At 60.2% G+C, this 20,201-nt stretch carries 16 protein-coding genes and 1 pseudogene; 10 read left to right on the top strand and 7 right to left on the bottom strand.

The genetic code is table 11. The features are described 5' to 3' along the window. The first annotated feature begins 9 nt into the window (after nt 1–9). The 5 genes from MHI61_RS28360 (at nt 10) to MHI61_RS28340 (ending at nt 3,734) form a co-directional block, all read left to right on the top strand. Nucleotides 10–468, top strand: a complete 459-nt coding sequence (locus MHI61_RS28360; protein WP_239793300.1) for a GAD-like domain-containing protein — start codon at nt 10–12, stop codon at nt 466–468. Between the two features lie 8 nt (nt 469–476). After that, nucleotides 477–761, top strand: coding sequence for a DUF1851 domain-containing protein (locus MHI61_RS28355; protein ID WP_239793299.1), 285 nt, complete (start codon nt 477–479; stop codon nt 759–761). Nucleotides 762–845: 84 nt separating this feature from the next. Then, a complete protein-coding gene (locus MHI61_RS28350; RefSeq protein ID WP_239793298.1) occupies nt 846–1,835 on the top strand; it encodes a GAD-like domain-containing protein in 990 nt (329 codons plus the stop codon). 170 nt (nt 1,836–2,005) lie between these two features. After that, nucleotides 2,006–2,845, top strand: coding sequence for a hypothetical protein (locus MHI61_RS28345; RefSeq protein WP_239793297.1), 840 nt, complete (start codon nt 2,006–2,008; stop codon nt 2,843–2,845). 466 nt (nt 2,846–3,311) lie between these two features. After that, nucleotides 3,312–3,734 (top strand): chemotaxis protein, encoded by a 423-nt coding sequence (locus tag MHI61_RS28340; protein ID WP_239793296.1) that lies wholly within the window; start codon nt 3,312–3,314, stop codon nt 3,732–3,734. 127 nt (nt 3,735–3,861) lie between these two features. Here MHI61_RS28340 and MHI61_RS28335 read toward each other — a convergent pair whose 3' ends face one another. Continuing rightward, nucleotides 3,862–4,905, bottom strand: a complete 1,044-nt coding sequence (locus tag MHI61_RS28335; RefSeq protein ID WP_239793295.1) for an aldo/keto reductase — start codon at nt 4,903–4,905, stop codon at nt 3,862–3,864. 317 nt (nt 4,906–5,222) lie between these two features. Between MHI61_RS28335 and MHI61_RS28330 the strand changes: the two genes are divergently transcribed. The 4 genes from MHI61_RS28330 to MHI61_RS28315 all read left to right on the top strand — a co-directional run bounded on the left by MHI61_RS28330 (nt 5,223) and on the right by MHI61_RS28315 (nt 11,198). After that, nucleotides 5,223–6,302, top strand: a complete 1,080-nt coding sequence (locus MHI61_RS28330) for a hypothetical protein (protein WP_239793294.1) — start codon at nt 5,223–5,225, stop codon at nt 6,300–6,302. 310 nt (nt 6,303–6,612) lie between these two features. Then, nucleotides 6,613–8,526 carry a diguanylate cyclase gene (locus MHI61_RS28325; protein ID WP_239793293.1) on the top strand — a complete coding sequence of 638 codons (1,914 nt, stop codon included), beginning with the start codon at nt 6,613–6,615 and terminating at the stop codon, nt 8,524–8,526. Nucleotides 8,527–8,631: 105 nt separating this feature from the next. After that, nucleotides 8,632–10,926 carry an FdhF/YdeP family oxidoreductase gene (locus MHI61_RS28320; RefSeq protein ID WP_239793292.1) on the top strand — a complete coding sequence of 765 codons (2,295 nt, stop codon included), beginning with the start codon at nt 8,632–8,634 and terminating at the stop codon, nt 10,924–10,926. Beyond that, the gene (locus MHI61_RS28315) at nt 10,923–11,198 is read left to right on the top strand and encodes a hypothetical protein (RefSeq protein ID WP_239793291.1); all 276 of its coding nucleotides are present in this window, start codon (nt 10,923–10,925) and stop codon (nt 11,196–11,198) included. The genes MHI61_RS28320 and MHI61_RS28315 overlap by 4 nt, the downstream gene beginning before the upstream one ends. Before the next feature lie 55 nt (nt 11,199–11,253). Here MHI61_RS28315 and MHI61_RS28310 read toward each other — a convergent pair. The 6 genes and pseudogenes from MHI61_RS28310 to MHI61_RS28285 all read right to left on the bottom strand — a co-directional run bounded on the left by MHI61_RS28310 (nt 11,254) and on the right by MHI61_RS28285 (nt 18,016). Next, nucleotides 11,254–12,251, bottom strand: a pseudogene (locus tag MHI61_RS28310) (AraC family transcriptional regulator). Between the two features lie 1,205 nt (nt 12,252–13,456). Further along, nucleotides 13,457–14,533, bottom strand: a complete 1,077-nt coding sequence (locus tag MHI61_RS28305; protein WP_239793290.1) for a glycine betaine/L-proline ABC transporter ATP-binding protein — start codon at nt 14,531–14,533, stop codon at nt 13,457–13,459. Next, the gene (locus tag MHI61_RS28300) at nt 14,526–15,413 is read right to left on the bottom strand and encodes a proline/glycine betaine ABC transporter permease (RefSeq protein WP_239793289.1); all 888 of its coding nucleotides are present in this window, start codon (nt 15,411–15,413) and stop codon (nt 14,526–14,528) included. The genes MHI61_RS28305 and MHI61_RS28300 overlap by 8 nt, the downstream gene beginning before the upstream one ends. Nucleotides 15,414–15,508: 95 nt before the next feature. Further along, nucleotides 15,509–16,510 (bottom strand): ABC transporter substrate-binding protein, encoded by a 1,002-nt coding sequence (locus MHI61_RS28295; RefSeq protein WP_239793288.1) that lies wholly within the window; start codon nt 16,508–16,510, stop codon nt 15,509–15,511. A 68-nt stretch (nt 16,511–16,578) separates the two neighbouring features. Then, a complete protein-coding gene (locus tag MHI61_RS28290; protein WP_239793287.1) occupies nt 16,579–17,373 on the bottom strand; it encodes a pyrroline-5-carboxylate reductase dimerization domain-containing protein in 795 nt (264 codons plus the stop codon). Between the two features lie 13 nt (nt 17,374–17,386). Further along, complete coding sequence (locus MHI61_RS28285) at nt 17,387–18,016, bottom strand: TetR/AcrR family transcriptional regulator (protein WP_239793286.1); 630 nt, start codon at nt 18,014–18,016, stop codon at nt 17,387–17,389. Nucleotides 18,017–18,162: 146 nt separating this feature from the next. On the opposite strand from MHI61_RS28285, the gene MHI61_RS28280 reads away from it, so the two are divergent. Then, nucleotides 18,163–20,199 (top strand): NADH:flavin oxidoreductase, encoded by a 2,037-nt coding sequence (locus tag MHI61_RS28280; protein ID WP_239793285.1) that lies wholly within the window; start codon nt 18,163–18,165, stop codon nt 20,197–20,199. The last annotated feature ends 2 nt before the right edge of the window (nt 20,200–20,201 follow it).

Here is a 20,201-nt window from a genome sequence, read left to right as displayed (position 1 = left end):
CGAAATCGAGTGGCTGATGAGCAACTGGTGGCCTCACGACAAGAATTTGGAGCCAACATGGCCGCTACACCTCGGCGCCCCCTGCGGGAAGTACTGGATGAATTCGGACCACTCCAAGACGGTATAGCGGTTTCCGCTTCGCAGGCTGAGCGCTACCGCGGGCAGTTGCCTGACGCCATGGTTGATTTCTGGATTGAACATGGACGCGGGCAGTGGCGTGATGGTCTCTACTGGATCTGCGATCCCGAGCCTATCATGCCTGTTCTCCATACATTGTTTGCCGGCGATCCGGAATTCGACTCCGCAAGAATGGTGCCCTTCATGCGTGATGCCTTTGGCGAAGTCAGCATCTGGCATTCCAAATTTAAGGTGATCACGCTCAACGTGAATAGTGGCACCGTCACTACGACTGACATTACTACCAAGGTCATCGAGGGCATCCCTCCATTCGATGACGATATGCGGTAGCTGCCGCCGTGGACGCCAGTGTTTTCGATATTAACGGCTGGGTGGATTCTACGACCGGCAAGCCAGTTTTCGATGCCGTACGCCGGCGGCTCGGGCCGATTGATGCCAATCAGGTCTATACTATGGTCCCGCATTTCCGCCTCGGCGGCGGCGCCGCCGCTAAGGATTTTTCAATGGGCGGCTTCATCGAATATCTGGGCGTTCTGACGCAGATGGGACCCTTGGGACGGGGTGCCTTTGGGCATCTCGAAGCTGTTCGTACGATCGGCCATGACCGTCTGATCGATAATTGATGTGCGCTTCGCCTTAGGTGCAACTCCATCGATTAAAGTACGCCTTCGAGAACTCCCCTAACAATGCTTTTCGGAAACCAGGACGTGGCTGAAAAATCAAACTACAACATCTTCGAGATCAAGTGGTTCGACGAATTCCTCTCGGCTTACAAGATCGACAATATCATCCGCCCGAGCGATGCTGAGATAGAGGGCTATCGCGGGAAGCTGCCGGATTTTCTTCTGCGTTTCTGGAGCGATCATGGCTGGTGCAGCTGGTCCGGCGGTCAGTACTGGCTTTGCAATCCTTCATTGCCGAAGCCCGTGCTGGACTATGTCTTCCGCGGAGATCCGGAGCTTAATCCTGAAAAGATGTATGCCTTCGGCTACACCGCCTTCGGTGAAGTCGATATCTGGTATGGCGATGCCATGATCAGGTTAAATCTCCTGATGGGCAAGGTGCGTGTCGATCCGCGCGGGTATAATGAGGAGCACCAGCGCGAATGGACCGATAAGGTCATGCTGGGTCTGCGCTTCTCAGGACGATTCGCTCCGGTCACGCCGCCGTGGGAAGATGAAAATCGGAAAAACATGATGCCTCAGGCTTTGGAAACTCTGGGGCATCTCGCATGCGGCCAAATCTACGGTTTCGCGCCCGCACTTAGCTTAGGCGGCCGCAACATTTTGCAGAATCTTCAGAAGATGCCATTGGTCGAGCATCTGGTCTTTCTGGCTTCCATGGAACCGCCAACCTATTACGACTATACCCCCCGCTCGGGGAGAACGTGGTCTCGGTACGGTGACGCCGCGCCGAACGATCGGGCCACAGAGCCGATGAGGCCGCGGCTGGTAGATTCCGACGAGGCGGAGAGTATTGGTTCATTTTCTGATCACGGTTCAGATACGAATGACTGCAGCGGAGTCTCTTGGGACGCGAGGCAAACCCCACGAGGCAAGAAGGGTCGCCGAGGCCGAAGCGGAAAGCGCCGTTGGGCGCATTCCGGAGAGCTTGCGAGAGTTCTGGATACAGTATGGCGTGGGTTACTATGCAAACAGGAACTACTGGCTGTGCACGCCGGCTCTTTTCGAGGATAGCGACCCACCGTCATGCGTACCGTTACGACGGCAGCGCATTCACATTCTATCAGCATGGCGACAATGCTGCGTACTGAAGAATTTCTACGCCCACCGCAAGGAAGAAGCCCGCTGCCGAAGGTCCTCGGCGGCGCCTAATTTTGCATGGCCGGTTTTGCTGAGGATCAATAATGAAGCGGTTTTGGAACGTCCGGACCCTGTTCTTCGCACCGATCGTTCTGATCGGGCTCGGCGGTCCGGCGGCATTGCCGGGGCAGAGTGAATGCGCCGGCCGTGCGGCAGACATCATACGGCGTGCCTATCCGAGCGCGACAAATGCCGACGATGGTACTCTTCTGTTCGAGGGGGCATCCATCACGCTACCCAAGGGCGACAGTGTTGATGGCGATCCGCATGCGGTGATATGCCGGGTTTGGCCGGCTCAGCCCCAGCTGATGCTGATTGCGGTCCCGTTGATGACAGAGCAGTCGGATTCGGAAAACGAAGGGGATATCGAACTGCTCGTCGTCGACAGCACCAAGCTGCAAGTAAGGCAGCGGCTGCGTCTTGACGGCCTTATGTCCGACGACGCCTTTCGTGTACGAAGCGTCGCCTTCGATACCGCACGCTATCAGCTCGCGCCAAAGAGAACGGCTTTCGGCCTGCGTATTTCGCGGGAAGGCAGCTCGCGCGCCAATCCATTTGGTGAAACGACCTTATGGCTCTTTTCGATCGAAGGTGATCGGCTGAAGCCGGTGCTCGACAACATTGTCGTTCGCGAAAGTCAGGGAGAATGGGACACCGTCTGCGCCGGTGAGTTTAGCGAAACCACGCGCACGCTTGCGATGGTCCCACCGGCGAAAGACGCGGTTGCCGACATCCTTGTCACCGACAAAACGACGACATCCGTCAATAGGGTCGGAACGGATAATGATTGCAACAGCGAAGATAAGACGACGATCGACAAACGCCGGCTGCGGTACGACGGATCGGGATATGGCGTTCCAAAAGACCTGAAGCGGGTCGATTAGGAGGAACTGACCGGGATGGTGGTCCAGGCTGCGCCTCGAACCGGCGGCGATGATCCGACGCCATGGCTGCAGGCTGCCGGATCAGGGTCAAAAAGCGCTGATGCTGTCCGTTCTGCGCGGCAATTATCCGGCGGTAGGGGCAAGGAATGACTTTTTTAAAGCGTCGCTGCCTTGGATGGTCCTGCCTTTGGCAAAACTGGCGCCGGCGCACTCATGAACGGCAGCGGCGCAATTGGTCAGTGGGGAATAGAATATGGTGCATGGCATTGCTGCTCTCTTGATCCGTCACGAGTCCGACGACGGCGGCGTGTTGCGCTAAGGCTGGTGCGTGGTCGAGACAGTGAACAGCTCCGGACCGAACACGACGCATCAAGGCCGGGATCCTCGCGATCCCGAAAGGGCGGTGGACCTCGAGGATCAGAAGGCCCGATTCTGTGCTGACATCGCGGCATTCGCCGATGCTGCCATGAACGGCGATCTGACGCGGCGAATGAATGCCGACTATACGGATCCGGATTTTGGGCGTTCGGCGACGATGCTCAATGAACTGATGTCGTTGATCGACAATAACCTCACCGATTTCAACGATGCGATGGCAGCCCTCGCCCAAGGCGATCTGCATCGCGGCATGCGCGACAAGCACCGCGGCGCATTTGGACCGCTGCAGAAGAACTTCAATCTGGCCATGGCGACAGTCCGCACCGTGCTCGGAGAACAGGGCGCGGAGCGCTTTACGAGCAAAGCGTCAAAATTCCGGCGAATGCTGGCGGCGGTTGGGCCAAGTGAGACCGGGCTCTGGCCCTCCGGCGACGATTCGCGGCCGGTTCCGCCGCCGCCGCACGATCTTTGGCTGCGGCTCGCTGAGGCGCTGAACGGCTTCCGCCGCTGAAAAGGCAGGCGCGGCCATCGGGCAACATGGTCGGTGCCATGCCGCAAAATATGACCTTGCCGGCGGCAAAGTAAACGGACTTCCCTTTGAAAGATTTGCGGTCCGACGAGCGCCAGGGGCAGATAAGTCACCGCGTTTTGTTCGATCCCTCGCAGACGGGCGCGTCGGCGCGCATCAAGCCAAACAATTTCAGGTCCTCCCACAGGGCGCTAGGGATAGGTGTGCTGCGCCCACGGATGTTTGACGCCACTTGAACGACCGATTGGCCACCGGGGATAACGGAAACGACAGCCGGATGGAAGAACGGAAAGTTGAGCGCCGCGTCTGACAGGGTAACGTCGTGTTTTCGGCAGACTTGCTCTATGCGCCGAACCTTGTCGACGATCTCTGAAGGGGCGTCGGAGTAGTTGTATTGTGCGCCAGCAATCGGCCCCGTCGCCAGGATGCCGGAATTATACGGGCCGCCGACCACTATGCCGATATCGCGCGCTTCGCACATGGGGAGAAAGGATTCCAACGCCTCCTGCTCAAGCAGAGTATAGCGTCCGGCAAGCAGGAACAGATCGAAATCCCCTCGTTCGGCAAGCGCCTGACACATCTCCCACTCGTTTATACCGCCACCGATTGCCTTCACGACCCCCTGGTCGCGCAGCGAAATCATTGCCTGATATCCACCGCTCATGAATTGCCCGACATAGTGGTCGCAGGCTGCTTGTGTGCCGTGATTGAAGACATCCAGATCGTGCACGAACAGAATATCGAAACTGTCGAGACCCGTGCGCTCGAAAGATGCTTCGAACGACCGCATGACTCCATCGTAGCTGTAGTCGAAAATTTCCCGGCGACTGGGAGTATCGAAGAATTTGCCGATGCCGGTCCGCTGTTCGGGTCGGCAGACCTTCATGATCCGGCCGACTTTTGTCGACACCACGAAGTCTTCGCGCTTTTTCGTTGCAAGGAAACGGCCGACCCGCCTTTCCGCGAGGCCAAGCCCGTAGAGCGGTGCGGTGTCGAAGTAGCGGATGCCGTAGCGCCAGGCTGCGTCCAATACGGCTGCGGCCGCGTCATCGGTGATTGCTCGATAGAGATTGCCGAGCGGCGCCGTGCCAAACCCGAGTTCCGTAAAGGTGAGCCCGCCGTCTCCCCTGCGATCCCAGTGTCGCGTCTTCATGTCAACTGCCAGTACCCTATATTTGCCTGCCACCGGTACGAGTTTGGTCGTCCCGTCTGAGGGTTTTACATCGACCGCGAACGCTCACGCAGGCTCTCACTTATGGCGACGTGACAGATAATATGGCGCTCCGACACGGGCTGTCGATATCATCGCCATTCCGGTTCTGGCTCTGCTCGTCGGGCTTTTTTCCAGCCCAGCATTGCTTCCGCCCCGTTAAGTCCAAGCTAAGTGAGACTGCACTGCTTTCGAAAAATTGAGAAAGCCGGTAGAAACCTCCGGCACAAACAGTGTCTGCTCGGCGAGAGGCGAGGTTCATGCAAAAGCGGGAATTCCTGATTGGCGCGGGTGTACTTGCCCTATCCCTGGCAGCAGGAGGTGAACGCGTGGCGGCGTCGAAGGAACCGGTTGATGCCGCAGCACTTGCAGCGCTACGGCCCGGCATGCCGATGTCGGCGGTCGAAAAGGCGATGGGCTCTGCCTGGCGTACGCCGGCGCCGCATAAGGGCGGCGTAGTCGACATTCTCGAAAACACGCATGGCGTTATCGTGAGGATCGATCGAAAAGGGCTGATCGGCAGGATCGATTTCAATTCCCGCTTCATGCATACCATCGCCGGCATTCCCATGGCGATATCGCTAGCGGACCTCCGCGCCACGGTGCCGGATATGGAGATCGGTAAGGAAAGCGCGACGAGTGGGGGTGCTCGTTTCGGCATGAAGCAACTGCCGGAAGGCACCTTGTCCGTCCGCATCACGTTCGACAAGGTCTATAATATAGCCATCTTCAATCCAAAAGCTGAATATGCGGAGCCGAGCGCTCCGCCTTACCCGGCTGTGGCCGGCGCTCGCGGCGCGCCTTTCTCGGATCCGAACCTGAAGCTGGCGGTGCTGTCCTCGCTTCTCTATGCGAAACTGCTTGATCTCGGCACACCGGAACAGCTTGCGACCCATGTGCTTGGGCGTGCGGTCGATCTGGAGAAGGATGGCTACGAACTCATCCCGGAAGCGCTGGATTATCTGGTCCGTTATCCCCTGACCGAGGAACTGCTGGCCTCCGTCGAGGATATTGAGCTCGATGGCGGCGCGGCGATCTATCCGTTTGCCTGGTATTTTTGGGGCGGCGAAGAAAACGCCTTCGATGTGAAGGATCTCTCCGGAATCCGTTTCTGCCCCAACCTGAAAGACTTTTCGGTTAATTCTATGATCGACAAGGTCGATATCCGCGCCCTCGTTCCGCTGAAAAAGCTCGAGCGCGTCAGCATCAACGTCCCGTCCGAAAACGTCGATGCATTGCTCGATCTGCCGGCGCTCAAAGAGGCAGGCCGCTTTTCGCCGAAGCCGGCCACGCAAGATATCTTCAACGAATTGGGGCGGCGCGGCGTGCAAGTGTACTGATCGCAGTCAGCCGATGCGCCGGACCAAATCGTTCGTGATGCCCGGGAGTGTGGCGTGGAAATCCGGCTGGTCTGTCGCGTTGGGATCGCACGCTAGCGGAGGTGAAGGGCAGAACCGGCACGCGGTGTAGCTCGGCATGCGTCTGGTACGGGGATTGGCGACCGCCTATGCCGCGCGCATTGCGGTCGCGCGCGCCCGCGAACCCTTGCGGCGACAAGATGTTCGCACACAAGTGGAACACCACGCAGAATTCGTCACCCTCCGATTTAACGAAGCTCAAACCAGTGTCGTCGTATAACACGTTCGTTACATGGTTTGGGAAGGTGGATCCAACGCAGTGAATGGCATCTGGACGCAATTCGGTGGCAACCTTTCCTTCGTGTGCCTGGCAATGTCGCTCTGGGCGCTCTTTTCGATTCAGTTTCAGCGCCGGTCCTTCATGCAGGAGAGGATCGCCTTCGGAATCATGGCCGGCGGCGCTTCCATCGGATCGATATTGCTCGCCATCGAATTTCATCCCGGCATCTATATCGATCTGCGTTTTTCGCCGCTTGCATTGGCCGGCATGTTCGGCGGGCCGATCGCGGCGGCTTTTGCCGCATCGCTGGCGATGGCCTTTCGCTTTGCCATCGGCGGCACGGCGATGGTCGACGGGATCGTCACGATGGCTGCTGCCGCCGGCATCGGCCTGGCCGGCCATTTCTGGACCCGCAAGAGATCTCCGGTGCTCATGGACGTTGCGCTGCTGAGCCTCGCCCTTGGCGTTGCACTGGTTCTATCCATGGCTCTGCTTCCCACTCTCGTGACCGCGCATGTGCTCGCCGGCGTCGGTTTTCCCCTGACCGCGTTGAATTGCCTGGCAACCGTTCTGGGCGGTTTCGTTCTGCTGAAGACACAGCACTGGGAGCTCGAACGCAGCATTTTGGTGACGGCATTTTCGCAGTCGCCCGACTATCTCTATGTGAAGGATCGAAACAGCCGCTTCATCACCGTCAATGAAAACATGACCCGGCTTTTCCGGTTCAGGACGACGGCGGAGATGATCGGATTGTCGGATTTCAATCTGATGTCGCGGCCGCTCGCCGAGAAACTCTATTATCTCGAGCAGCAGGTCATAGACACCGGCGTGCCGCTGATTGATTCCACCGAATATATTGAAGGCAGATTCCTGCTCGCATCCAAGGTTCCGTTGCGAGACAAGCAGGGCCGAGTGATCGGCCTTGCCGGCGTAACACGAGATGTGACCGAGCGCACGGCCCTGGAGCGCGAGTTGCGTGAAAGCAAGAACCTCTTATCGCATGCGATGGCCGGCATGTCCGATGGTATCGCCATGTACGACAGCAAGGGATTTCTTGTCTTTTGCAACGATCAGTACCGTAGCGCCTTTCCGCTGTCTGGCGATGCCCGGGTGGTCGGCGCGCATATCAGCGACATCCTGCGCCGTGTCGTCGAAACCGGCGAGCGGCCGGGCGTCGTCGAGGGTGATCCGGAAGAGTGGATCAAGCTGACCAGCGCGACGTTGCACAGCAACAAGGACGAAGAGGTTCAACTCCACAACGGCGACTGGCGCAGCATCCGGACGCGACTGGCAGATGATGGCACGGCGATGGCTGTCGTATCGGACATCACGGCGACGAAACAGGCGGAAATCGCGCTCAGGCTCTCGGCCGAGCAACTGAGGAATCTGGCCGAAACCGACGGGCTGACCGGCATCGTCAATCGCCGCGCCTTCGATGAAATCTTCGCGCGTGAGACCGCGGGTAGCGCCAGGAAGAACACGCCGTTCAGCCTGCTGATGGTCGATATCGACCGCTTCAAGGCCTATAACGATACCTATGGGCATCCGGCCGGCGACCAATGCCTGCGCGTCGTCAGCAAGTGCCTGCGCCAATCCGTCAGCCGGCCGGCGGACATCGTCGCGCGCTATGGTGGGGAGGAATTTGTGGTGTTCCTTCCCGACACCAGCGCCAAGGGTGCAATGATCGTCGCCGAGCAATTCGCCCGCCGTCTGGCCACGGAGAATATCCTTCATTCCGGCAGCGAATTCGGGCGGGTCACAGCCAGTATCGGCATATCCTGCGCGACAGGGGCAACGCTGCGCGCCAGCCCGAACCGGCTGCTGGCCGAGGCCGACGCCGCGCTTTATGAGGCCAAGACCCAGGGCCGCAATCGCATCCTGGCACATTCGCGCGAGAATGGGCATGCGCTGAAGGAAACCGGCTAATGCGCGCCGCTTCCCGCGCCCAATCCGTGCGCTTGATAGGATTTTTCTATCAATCCATCGCGCGGACGGCCTTGATGTTTGCCGCGCTTCGACAATACAGGGCGCATGGACACAAAATTCATCGGGAAGAAATCGGCGGCAGCCGGCGGCTGGGGCGCTTTGAAGAGCTGCGGCAAGCAGCTGCTTCAAAGCGGGATGCCGATCTCCGGGGCGCGAACGATGCTGAAGGCGAACCAGCCGGATGGGTTCGATTGCCCGGGCTGCGCCTGGGGCGATCCGGAACACGGATCGTCGTTCGAGTTCTGCGAGAACGGGGTCAAGGCCGTCGCCTGGGAGGCGACGGAGAAGCGGGCAACGCCGGCCTTTTTCGCGGAAAACACGGTATCGCAGCTTCGCCGGCTGTCGGATTACGAGCTTGAGCTCAACGGCCGCCTTACCCACCCCATGCGATACGATGCAATAAGCGACCGCTACCTGCCGGTGGCATGGGACGATGCCTTTGCCGAGATCGGCAGCATTCTCAAGGGCCTCGATAATCCCGATCGTGCGGAATTCTATACATCAGGCCGCGCCAGCAACGAGGCCGCCTTCCTCTATCAGCTGTTCGTACGCGTCTACGGCACCAATAATTTTCCCGATTGCTCCAACATGTGCCACGAGGCCAGCGGCATCGCCATGCGCCAGGCGGTCGGCGTCGGCAAGGGCACCGTTCTGCTGGAGGATTTCGAAGAGGCCGACGCGATCTTCGTGATCGGGCAGAACCCGGGCACCAACCATCCGAGAATGCTCGGCGATCTGCGCCGGGCGGCACTTCGCGGCGCGCGCATCGTTGTCTTCAACCCCATTCGCGAGCGTGGCCTCGAGCGCTTCTCCGATCCGCAGGACAAGATCGAGATGCTGCGCGGTGCGTCCACCGATATCGCCAGCCACTATCTCCAGCCGCATCTCGGCGGCGACATGGCCGCGGTTCGCGGGATGGCCAAGGCCGTGCTGGCTGCGGAAGACGCCGCCGTCGCCGCCGGTCTGCCGCCGGTCCTCGACCATGCATTTCTTGTCGAACACTGCGCGGGTTTTGCCGAATACCGGACGGCAGTGGAGGCGACGAGCTGGGCCGACATCGAAGACCAATCGGGATTGAGCCGGGAGGAGATTGAACGGGCCGCCGATGTCTATATCGCTGCCGAACGGGTCATTTGCACTTGGGCGATGGGCGTGACGCAGCATCTGCATTCGGTGGCGACGATTCGAGAGATTGCCAACTTTATGTTTCTGCGCGGCAATATCGGCCGGTCCGGCGCCGGCCTCTGCCCGGTGCGCGGCCATTCCAACGTGCAGGGTGATCGAACCGTCGGCATCAACGAAAAGCCGTCGGACGATTTCCTCGATGCGCTGGAGAAGCATTTCCGCTTCACCGTTCCGCGCCGGCACGGCCACAACGTGCTTGCCGCGATCGGAGCGATGCTCGACGGCTCGGCCGAGGCCTTCATCGGGCTTGGCGGCAACTTCGCCCGCGCCACGCCCGACAGCGCACTCGTCGAGAAAGCGCTTCGGCGGCTGAAACTGACGGTGCATATCGCAACCAAGCCCAACCATTCGCATCTGATGCCTGGCGAGACGGCCTTTCTCCTGCCGTGCCTCGGACGGACCGAGATGGACCTCAACGCGGCCGGCAATTCCCAGCTCGTTAGCGTCGAGGATTCGATGAGCATGGTGCATGGTTCCGCCGGCATCAATCGTCCGGCCTCAACCCATCTCCTCTCGGAAGTCGCCATCATCGCCGGCATTGCGCAAGCAACGGTCGGCTCTTCCGTGGTCGACTGGGCGGAACTTGCCGAGGACTACGATCGCATCCGCGATCATATCGAGGCGACCATTCCCGGTTTCGAACACTACAATGCGCGCCTGCGCAAACCGCGCGGTTTTCACCTGCGCAACGCCGCCGCCCATCGGGCGTGGCAGACGTCCACAGGCAAAGCGTCATTCGCCTGCCAGGCGCTTCCCGAACAGACGGTGCATCAGCGGGCGCGAAAAGGCGAGGGACGTTTCGCCCTGCAGACGTTCCGCTCGCACGATCAGTACAATACAACGGTCTACGGCCTCGACGACCGATACCGCGGCGTCTACGGAGAGCGGCAGGTCATCTTCATTCATCCGGAGGACTTGAAGGCGATGAATGCCGAGGCCGGCGACCGCGTCGATGTGGTTGGCGAGCATGATGACGGCATCGAGCGCGTCGCACGGGATTTCCGCTTCGTGCCCTACGACACTCCGCGGGGCAGCATCGCCGGCTATTATCCCGAGCTGAACGTGCTCGTGCCGCTTGGCAGCGCCGGCGAGGAAAGCGATACGCCGACCTCGAAATCGATCATGGTTTCCTTCCGCCGGCGACATGCCGCATGAGCGAAGAGGCATCCGACACCGGCCGATTTCTCGCCCTTGTCGCTGCGGCGCAGGAGAGGGATGCCGGGCTGACGTCGGTGCAGGCCGGCTTGCTCGTCGCCGCGGAGCTCGAGATCGCATCTGACAGCCGGTCTTTCGCACGCAGTCTGGGGATCGCGCATGCGCTTGTGCTGCGGGAACTCAACGCGCTCGCCGAGCGTGATGACACGCTTGAGATCGTCAAGCGGGATCCGAGGACGATGCGAGCGTTCTACAGATTGGTGAAGTCCTGAAGCAGGTCGCGCAATATTTTGCAGTGGTTTTGCGATGACGGCGATCCCGGCCGGCTTATCGACGGCTGACGCGCTTCCTCGTGTCTGAGGGATATTCCCCATAGGTCGTTTTATAGACCGCGGAAAAGCGGCCGAAATGAAAGAAGCCCCATTTGAGGCAGACGGCCTTCATCGTCTCCTTGCTTTCCGGGTCGAGCAGATCCTGGCGCGCCGCGCGCAGGCGAAGCATCAGCAGATAGGCGGCGGGAGACGTTCCCTTGAAGGCGCGGAAACCGGTTTCGAGCGCCCTGCTCGAGACGCCGGCCGCTTCGGCAACCTTCGGCATGGTGATCGGCTGATCGATATTGGCCTGCATGAATTCGATCGCCCTGCGCACATGCCTCGGAGCGATCAGGGCCGGCCCCTTGTCGAGGAAATGCGACAGCCGATGCGGCACCATGCGCACGACCAGATCGGCCAGCGCCTGCGTCATGTGCGCCATGGCGATCGGCGACTGCAGCAAGGGGCCGTCGTCGCGCATTCCTGATATGATCGTTTCGGTGAGATTGCCGATCGTCCGGCCAACCGGCGTCGATAGATCCAGTTCCGGCAGCAGGTCGAGCGAACCACTGAACGGCATTTCGAACGTCTCGCCGATCGTCTGGAGGATAACAGGCCAGTTGATCAGAAGTTCGTCGATGACATTCCTCTGCCCATGCATGAGAACGCTATCGGGTTCGAAATTGTTATAGAGCAGCAATTTCCCTTGCCCGGCCTCGGCCTTGCGCGCGCCATAGGTCACTCCCATGCCGCCGCGGCGCGGGACGACGAGCGACAGATACTCCGCCGTGCTGACGGTCGGCTCGATGTTGAACTGGAACTCGGCCTCATGATAGCCGGTCAGCAGGACCGCGCTGTCCGCCACCGAAAAGTCCAATCCCCAATGGAAGTCCTTGGCGCGGCCGACAGGCTCGGCATCAAACGCGCCGAATGCCCCCCGAGCGTTTCCACCATGTTGTCGAAGGACGAACCATGGAATCGGAATAAGAATGGCTTTGCGCTGTTTTCCGTCATGCTGTTCTCGTCATTTCTCCTGACCGAAGACGGCGCAATGCATTGGCTGCACGGGGTCGAGATGATGTACGTCCCTCTTTCTGGCCGCAGTCGCCGGCATTATCCTTCTTCTCCGCGCTTGATCAGGGCCCGTTGGATGAAACGAAGTGCGAGGCCCTGGGCGCATATTAGCGAAAATGCGGGCTCAGCGCAGCACGTGGCGGCGTAGCGGACAGGCTTCAACCGGATGCGGGCGTCGAAAGGTGTTCGGCCAGGCGAATTCGAGTCGAGACCGAAACTGGCAGGTGCCGGAAAAGCGAAGATTTCGAATGTTTTATCGATAATGCCCATTGGTCGGACTTTCCTGGCCGGTCGGCAGGAACTGACAGAGCCGGCAGCACTTGGCAAGCCTTGGCGCTGCTGTTTTTCATGGTAATCCGATGATGAAACGATTAGCCAGCTTGCACAGACGGCGCGCTTTAATGCGCCATGCAAAAGTCGCCTGCCGAAGGTTCTAAAGTGGACCGCTCGAGATAGCCTTCGGCAGGCTGACAGGCAGTTTGCATACGCACGGGATGGGGTGCGTATGGATGCAGCCCCTCCAATCATTTGGGGTGATCGATAGAGGGGTTTGGCTTTCAGACCGTAGACCATCATGGCCTCGGTCACGGTTACTTTAGTGTTCCGCTGCAATGGAGCAATTGTCGCGCGTCGATATTGTCGGTCGATCGGCTTTTCGCGACGCAGTCTGGACTGGTCCTGCGCAAAATGTACAGGCCGGCGCTCCGCTCTCCCGTCTTCGCCGCTGCGCATCAGAGATCCAATGCGAACTCGAGCTAGGTGACGCCATTGCCGTGCCATTCCAGCACGCTGATCTCCAGCAGCCACTTGACTCCGAGCCTCTTCAAGGTACGGCGAAGCGGTACGTCCGCGCCGATCAAGGGATCGGGTGAAGCATCGTCACAACGCGCCGCCGATGGCGCGTTCGCCATAATAGGCGACGTGCTAGTCACCCGGCACGCCGTCCCTGGCCATGTTTGCCGTATGCGCCCGAAGACGATCCGATTGCGCAAGCTGTGCCTGCGCAGGCTGACGGGCGAAAACAGACGCGGAAAAAGTTTCGACATCGTAATGTCTCAGACAACCGGCTTGCCGGTTGGAGTGGCGCGGCGAGGCACCGAAACTCGGTGTCGCCGGCCAACCCGAAAGAGGCCGCGCGCGGAGCGTCAGAGCGCGACCGAAAGGGTATTCTCGCGTCGGGCAGCGACCTCCTGCGAATTCACCATCGCGCCGGCGAGCTGACGGAAGGTGACGAGCCCCAGGGTTTCCCCCGACGGCGACACCACCCTGGCATCGTCGTCCGGCGTGGCGGCCAGCATGCGGACGGCCTCTTCGACCGTCGTCCCCGATACGATCGTCAATCCACCGGGTGCGGCGGAATGCAGCGGCGTCATGACGGCTTCGACATGGACGACCCGTCCCCGGTTCACTTCCTTGACGAAGTTGGCGATGTATTCGTCGGCCGGGCGCAGCACGATGTCCTGGCTGGTGCCCTGCTGGATGACTTCGCCGTCGCGCAGGATGGCGATCTGGTCGCCGAGGCGCAGCGCCTCGTCGAGATCGTGGGTGATGAAGACGATGGTCTTCTTGATTTCCTTCTGGATGTCGAGAAGCACCGTCTGCATATCCGTGCGGATCAGCGGGTCGAGGGCCGAATAGGCCTCGTCCATCAGAAGCACCGGCGCATCGTTGGCAAGCGCCCGCGCCAGCCCGACACGCTGCTGCATGCCGCCGGAAAGCTGGTTGGGATAGCGCTGCTCGAAGCCTTTGAGCCCGACCCGCTCCAGCCAGCGCATGGCGATGTCGATGGCTTTCGCCCGCTCCATGCCCTGTACTTCGAGGCCGAAGATGGTGTTGTCGAGGACGTTGCGGTGCGGCAGCAGCGCAAACTTCTGGAACACCATCGCCGTCTGCTGCCGGCGGAACGTTCGCAAATCGATCTCGTTCATCTTCACGACGTCGACGCCGTCGACCAGCACTTCGCCGGACGTCGGGTCGATCAGCCGATTGATATGGCGGATCAGCGTCGATTTGCCCGAACCCGAAAGGCCCATGACGACCTGGATGCAGCCGGAGGGGATCTCGATATTGATATCCCGGAGGCCGAGCACGTGTCCGTGCTTCTGGTTGAGCTCGGTCTTCGTCAGGCCCTTCTGCACCGCCTCGACATGGGCGGCGGGGTTGGGGCCGAAGATCTTGTAGAGGTGGCGGATCTTGATGCCGCCGAAATGCTGCTCAGCCATGGACGGTCTCCCGATGCTTCTGGAGCCTTTTGCCATACGCCTGGCTGACCCGGTCGAAGATGATGGCGATACCGACGATGGCAAGGCCGTTGAAAATGCCCAGCGTGAAGTACTGGTTGGCGATCGCTTTCAGCACCGGCTGGCCGAGGCCCTGGACGCCGATCATCGAGGCGATGACCACCATGGCGAGCGCCATCATGATCGTCTGGTTGATGCCGGCCATGATGGTCGGCAGCGCCAGCGGCAGCTGCACCTTGAACAGCTTCTGCGACCGCGAGGTGCCGAAGGCGTCAGCGGCTTCGAGCACGTCCTTGTCGACAAGCCGGATGCCGAGATCGGTCAGGCGGATCATCGGCGGGATGGCGTAGATGACGACGGCGATCAGGCCGGGCACCTTGCCGATGCCGAGCAGCATGACGACGGGAATGAGATAGACGAAGCTCGGCATCGTCTGCATGACGTCGAGGATCGGATTGACGATCCGCTGCAGCCGGTCGGAGCGGGCCATCAGGATTCCCATCGGAATCCCGATGGCGATGGACAGAACCGTGCAGACGAAGATCATCGAGACCGTCCGCATTGTATCGTCCCACATGTCGAAATAGCCGATCAGCATCAGCGTCACCAGACAGCCGGCGACAATCTTCAGGCTGCGGCTGCCAAACCAGGCGATGGCCAGAATGATCGCGGTGATGATCGGCCACGGTGTCTGCGTCATGAAGCGCTCGGCGGCGATAAGGAAATGCTGCAGCGGCACGAACAGGCTTTCGATGCCGTCGCCATAGCTGCGGGTAAATCCGCGAAAGCCGTCATCGATCGCCTTCTTCAAATTCCGAAGCGCGTCATCGTTCATGTGCGGGAATTTGTAAAACCATTCCATCTCGGTTCCCCTTTCATCAAACAGCCGTGGCAGTCTTTTTGATTTTGTCGGCGCGTGAGAAGCGGTGCGCTTTTCGCGCACCGCAATTTTTGGCTTTAGAGAGCAGCTTCGATCTTCGCGGCTGCCTCCGGCGAGACCCACTTGGTCCAGATGTCCTTGTTTTCTTTCAGGAAGTGCTTGGCACCGTCTTCGCCGGTCGCCTGGTTGTCGGTCATCCACGACATCAGCTTGTTGACCGTGTCGTTGCTCCAGGAACGCTTCTTCAGATAATCCATGACCTCGGGGCCGACCTTTTCAGAAAAGGGCTTTGCGACGAGGGTCACGACGTGATCGACGGGCCAGGCCGCCGGCTTCGGATCGGGGCAGTCGGCAACGGTGATGCAGCGCTTCCATTCGGCGGCATCCTCCGGCACCCCGGCTTCAAGCTTGACCATCTGATACTTGCCGAGCAGCGCGGTCGGCGCCCAGTAGTAGCCGACCCAGCCTTCCTTGCGCTCGTAGGCCTTGGCGATCGAACCGTCGAGACCGGCGGCAGAGCCGGTGTCGACGAGGGTGAAGCCCGCCTTCTCGGCTCCGAACGCCTTATAGAGTTGCGAGGTGACGACCGTGCCGCCCCAGCCCTGCGGGCCGTTGACGATGGCCCCCTTCTTCGGGTCCTCCGGATCAGGGAAGAGTTCCGGATGCTTCAGCACGTCGCCGATGCTCTTGATGTCGGGATGGGCGTCGGCGACATATTTCGGAATCCACCAGCCCTGCACGCCGCCGTCCGGCAGCGGCGAGCCGACCTGCACGATGCGGCCTTCTTCCGTGCCCTTCTTGACGACATCAGGCAGCAGATCGATCCAGGCTTCAGGAGCGATATCAGGCTGACCCTTTTCGGCCATGGACGTGATCGTCGGGACGGTGTCGCCGACGGTGATGTCGGCGCTGCAGCCGTAACCTTCGTTCAGGATGAACTTGTCCAGGTTGGAGAGAACTTCGGCGCTCTGCCAGTTCATGCTGGCGATGGTGACGGTGCCGCATTCTGCGGCGCTGGCAAAAGACGCGCCGCCGAGCAGGCCGAACGTCAAACATGTCGATGCGAGTAGTTTCTTCATTCTAGTTCCCTCTAGTTAGCGGCTGATCTAGCCAGGTGGGGTGCCGCAGTACCCACCCTCAACGGTCGTCAGGAAGCGTCTCCCATACTCACCGATTTCTTGAATGCTGCCGATAGTCCATCTGCCACCGCAGCGTCGAACCCGGCGTCGCGCATGCCTTCGATCGCTGCCGCGGTGGTGCCGCGATAGTCGAGAAAGGCCGCAATGGTATCGTCAGGAGATTCGTCGCGACGTTCCAGCAGGTGGCCGGCGCCGACCAGCACCGTATTGACGGCGCGCCGCGCAATCTGTGCCGAAAGGCCATGGGCGACGGCGTCGCTCATCATGGCGGCAGCGAGCAGTGCCGGAAATGCCGGACCGGATCCGGAAAGGCCCGTGAGGTAGTCGATGTCGCTTTCGCTTGCGACTTCGTCCTGTGACCCGCAAGCCTCGAAAATGGCGCCGACAATGGCCCGGTCATCTGCCGTGACACCGCTCGCGCCGATCCAGGGCGTATAGGATCTGGCCACTTCGGCGGCGGCGTTCGGCAGCGCGCGGACGACGCGACCCGTGTTATGGCGTTCTGAGAGGGCGTCCAGTCGGATGCCCGCCATGACTGAGAGGACCAGTTTGCCGCCGGCATCGACCCTCAGGCCATGCCAGTCACCGGGGCGGACGGAGAGAATGATCACGTCGGAGCGGTCGGCAAGCGCCTGATTATCCGAAGTCCAGGAGGAGGTCGGGAAACGGCGCGGCTGCTCGCCGCGATAGGAGAGGCAAAGATTTCGAGAATCGACCAGGCCGGCATCAATGATCGAGCCGGCGATTGCCCCGCCAAGCCAGCCGCCGCCACCGATTATGCCGATCCTCAAGGAAACGCTCATCTCCGGCCTTCCTCTAACTGGGCCTATAGCCATGCCGAGAGAAGAAGCGGTCAAGCTCCCTCTGCTGCGGCACTTCGCCCGTGTAGATCGCAATATACTCCGGAATCCGTTTCATGCGGACGGCGATATCCTCCCTCGACTGCATGGAGATGTACCCGATCTGCACGAGGTATGTTGTTCGCGCTCTGACATCCGATGTCGTTTCTGGTATCCCGAACCGCATAAACATGCGCTTCAACGCCTCCAGCCGGATCTGGTCGGCCTGCTGAACCTCGGCCAAAAGCTCGTCCGACTGCAGCGCCCAGCTGCGGATGGCGAACTCGAATTTCGCGTCGAAGAGATCGGTGTTGAGCCAGCAATCGAAGACGTTAAGCATCGCCTCGGCGAGCGATTCCGCGTAAGCCTCGGATTGCTTGATGATGTTGCCGGTGTTTTTGTCGCGCCACCGCGCCACCAATGCGCTCAACAGTTCCTCTCGATCCTTGAAGAACCAGTAGAAGCTCGTCCGCGACAGATTGAGCTTCTTCGCCAAGGGCAGAATTTTCACTGAGTCAACGCCCAACTCGAGCAGGGAGTGGTAGGCTGCTTCCAGCCATCCCTCCTGCGATCCGCGCCGGCCAGTGTCATTCAAAGCCTGATCCATGGATTCTCTCCTATCAAATTACGAGGCGGCGCACAAGAAAAATGTACATATGTGTCTATACCAATGACTTCGCTGTTTTCCACGTTGACACCTGTGTACATTGCGAATAGCGTTCCCTCGTCGTTTTTAATCCGGAACCACGGCCCATGTCGAATGATCCTCTCCTTCAGCCTTACCAGCTCAAGCATCTGAAGCTGCGCAACCGTATCATCGTGACCTCTCACGAGCCGGCCTATCCGGAAGACGGTATGCCGAAGGAAAAGTATCGCGCCTATACGGTAGAGCGGGCAAAGGGCGGCGTGGCCCTGACGATGACGGCGGGTTCGGCGGCCGTCTCCAAGGACAGTCCGCCGGTGTTCAACAACCTCCTCGCCTATAAGGACGAGATCGTCCCCTGGATCAGGGAAATGACCGATGCGGTGCACGAAGAGGGGGCGGCGATCATGATCCAGCTCACCCATCTCGGCCGGCGCACGCGCTGGGACAAGGGCGATTGGCTGCCGGTTGTGGCGCCGTCGCATCATCGCGAGGCTTCCCACCGCGCCTTCCCGAAGAAGGTGGAAGACTGGGATATCGAGCGCATCATCAAGGATTTTGCCGATGCCGCGGAGCGCATGAAGGCCGGCGGCATGGATGGTGTCGAACTCGAGGCCTACGGTCACCTGATCGACCAGTTCGTGTCTCCGCTCACCAATGAGCTCGATGGCCTCTATGGCGGTTCGCTCGACAACCGTCTGCGCTTCTGTTTCGACGTGTTCAAGGCGATCCGGAAAAGGGTGGGCGACGATTTCATTCTCGGCCTGCGCTATACGGCCGACGAATGTCTTCCCGGCGGCACGGGCAAGGCCGAAGGCATCGAAATCTCCAGGCGGTTGAAGGAGAGCGGCCTCATCGATTACCTGAACGTGATCCGAGGCCACATCGATACCGACGCCGGTCTGACAGACGTGATCCCGATCCAGGGAATGGCGAATTCCCCGCACCTCGATTTCGCCGGCGAAATTCGCGCCGCGACCGATTTTCCGACCTTTCATGCGGCGAAAATCCCCGATGTCGCCACGGCGCGCCATGCGATCGCGGCCGGCAAGGTCGACATGGTCGGCATGACCCGCGCCCACATGACCGACCCGCACATCGTCCGCAAGATTATCGAAAAGCGGGAAGAGGAAATTCGGCCCTGCGTCGGCGCCAATTACTGTCTCGACCGCATCTACCAGGGCGGAGCCGCCTACTGCATCCACAATGCCGCCACCGGCCGCGAGCTGACCATGCCGCATATCCTGGCCAAGGCGGATGTGAAGAAAAAGGTCGTTATCGTCGGCGCCGGTCCGGCCGGTCTTGAGGCGGCGCGGGTCGCCGGGGAGCGCGGCCACAAGGTCGTCGTTTTCGAGGCGGCGAACAATCCCGGCGGCCAGATCCGCCTCACGGCGCAGAGCGAACGCCGCAGGGAGATGATCAGCATCATCGACTGGCGCATGAGCCAGTGCGATAAATACGACGTGACCTTCCACTTCAACACCTGGGCGGAAGCCGACACGATCGAAGCCGAAAACCCCGATGTCGTCATTATCGCGACCGGCGGCCTGCCGCATACCGAAGTTCTTTCGAGAGGCAATGAGCTGGTGGTCTCCTCATGGGACATCATCTCCGGCGACGTGAAGCCCGGCACCAACGTCCTGATTTTCGACGATGCCGGCGACCATGCCGGCCTTCAGGCGGCGGAATTTCTCGCCAAGGCGGGCGCCAAGGTCGAGATCATGACGCCCGACCGGTCCTTCGCACCGGAGGTTATGGCGATGAACCTCGTGCCCTATATGCGCTCCCTTCAGAAGCATGACGTGACCTTCACCGTCACCTATCGCCTGGAGGCGGTCGAGAAGAGCGGCAATCAACTCGTCGCCCATGTCGGCAGCGATTACGGCGGGATTGCCAAGCAGAGCAGCTACGATCAGATCATCGTCAATCACGGGACCATTCCGCTCGATGAGCTCTATTTCGAACTGAAGCCCAATTCGAGCAACTTCGGCGAGATGTCGCACGACCAGCTTCTGGCCGGCGAACCGCAGTCGGTCGTTCGCAATCCCGAGGGCAAATTCCAGCTGTTCCGGATCGGCGACGCTGTCGCTGCGCGCAACACGCATGCCGCGGTCTATGACGGCCTGCGTCTCGCGAAAGATATATGATT

Origin of the sequence: Rhizobium sp. K102 (genome assembly GCF_022385315.1) — a bacterium.
Classification (GTDB): Bacteria; Pseudomonadota; Alphaproteobacteria; order Rhizobiales; family Rhizobiaceae; genus Rhizobium; species Rhizobium croatiense.
The sequence above is the reverse complement of the archived record's forward strand: the minus strand, read 5'-3'. Positions and strand labels throughout refer to the sequence as shown.